This window comes from Methylobacterium sp. J-070 (genome assembly GCF_022829385.1).
GTDB lineage: Bacteria > Pseudomonadota > Alphaproteobacteria > Rhizobiales > Beijerinckiaceae > Methylobacterium.
In genome coordinates this window covers 1-323 of the sequence record NZ_JAKSXX010000004.1, presented here as the reverse complement: position 1 = coordinate 323, position 323 = coordinate 1, and the positions used below count along the sequence as shown (strand labels likewise).

At 67.8% G+C, this 323-nt stretch carries 1 pseudogene; it reads right to left on the bottom strand.

The annotated features are described in order from the left end of the window. A pseudogene (locus MKL01_RS00020) lies at positions 1 to 323 on the bottom strand (IS5/IS1182 family transposase); the annotation flags it as partial.

The following is a 323-nucleotide window of genomic DNA, read 5'->3' as shown; positions in this document are numbered from 1 at the left end:
GGGATCGGCGGTGGCAGCTTGCGGGCGGAGTCGTTGCGGCAGCGCCGGGGGTTCAGCGGGAAGCCATCGCAGTCGTGCTTGCTGGCGCGTTAGAGCAGCATGCCGGCTGCGTCGACGAGCGGGGGCGGTGACCTGTAGACGTGCTGACGTTGCAGCAGGTGCTTGCCGGCCGCGCAGGTGTAGGCGTCAGAGCCCGGGTCGTAAGTGAAGGCTGATCGGCTGAAGGTGCCGTCGCGGCGCTCAGACTTGTCGAAGACGAGGATGTGCGGCTCGATGCCTTGCTCGTGGACGAGCCAGCCCAGCATCGCGGCCGATCCGTAACC